Here is a 1,233-nt window from a genome sequence, read left to right on the forward strand (position 1 = left end):
TCATGTCGGGAACTCTAACAAGACTGCCAGTGCAAACTGTGAGGAAGGTGGGGATGACGTCAAATCATCACGGCCCTTACGCCTTGGGCTACACACGTGCTACAATGGCCGGTACAGAGAGCAGCCACTGGGCGACCAGGAGCGAATCTATAAAACCGGTCACAGTTCGGATCGGAGTCTGCAACTCGACTCCGTGAAGCTGGAATCGCTAGTAATCGGATATCAGCCATGATCCGGTGAATACGTTCCCGGGCCTTGTACACACCGCCCGTCAAGCCATGGAAGCTGGGGGTGCCTGAAGTCGGTGACCGCAAGGAGCTGCCTAGGGTAAAACTGGTAACTAGGGCTAAGTCGTAACAAGGTAGCCGTACCGGAAGGTGCGGCTGGAACACCTCCTTTCTAGAGCCTGAGTGTTAGTGCTTGCACACGCTTGGGAAAAAAGATGGTTTTAAGGTTATTTCTGAATAAGGAAATTTTATTACTCTTGCTGTTAGTTCAAATAATAAATTTTTAAGAATAAGAGTGTCTCGTAGCTCAGCTGGTTAGAGTACTACACTGATAATGTAGGGGTCGACAGTTCGAGTCTGTCCGAGACAACTATTTTAGGCTTAAGAAAAAGGAAATTCTGGAAGTTGGAATTCACCAAAAGAAATTAGAGAAGAATTAAGAAATCTAAAGTCTGAATTCTACAATCTAAGATTGAAAAATGGGGGATTAGCTCAGCTGGCTAGAGCGCCTGCCTTGCACGCAGGAGGTCAACGGTTCGACTCCGTTATTCTCCACTGATTTACTATAAAGATAGTAAATAAAAGTTCATTGACATATTGAGATAAGAAAATAATAAAAGTAGAAAGCGTTTTTTGCTATTTATAGTAAAAGACAAAAAAAAACGGTCCTAATTAATTTTAGGATTGGTACAATAAGCAAAATAAGGGCGTATGGGGGATGCCTTGGCTCTCAGAGGCGATGAAAGGCGTGATAAGCTGCGAAAAGTTACGGGGATCGGCACACACGAATTGATCCGTAAATACCTGAATGGGGCAACCCACTATGTTGAAGACATAGTACACCGATAGGTGGGCAAACCCGCTGAACTGAAACATCTAAGTAGGCGGAGGAGAAGAAAACAAAAGTGATTCCGTAAGTAGTGGCGAGCGAACGCGGATTAGCCCAAACCAATGTTGTTACGGCAATGTTGGGGTTGTAGGACCACGACATTTTATGTACAAGGCA

At 44.8% G+C, this 1,233-nt stretch carries 2 tRNA genes and 2 rRNA genes (1 of these 4 only partly in view); all 4 read left to right on the forward strand.

What is annotated here, in order from left to right:
- Positions 1–399: ribosomal RNA gene (locus EV143_RS21215) — 16S ribosomal RNA — on the forward strand; the annotation flags it as partial.
- 124 nt (positions 400–523) lie between these two features.
- Positions 524–597: transfer RNA gene (locus tag EV143_RS21220), tRNA-Ile, on the forward strand.
- A 111-nt stretch (positions 598–708) separates the two neighbouring features.
- Positions 709–782: transfer RNA gene (locus EV143_RS21225), tRNA-Ala, on the forward strand.
- A gap of 135 nt (positions 783–917) precedes the next feature.
- Positions 918–1,233, forward strand: a 23S ribosomal RNA gene (locus EV143_RS21230) (it continues 2,665 nt past the right edge of the window).

It is taken from the genome of Flavobacterium chryseum (assembly GCF_004362015.1).
Lineage (GTDB): Bacteria > Bacteroidota > Bacteroidia > Flavobacteriales > Flavobacteriaceae > Flavobacterium.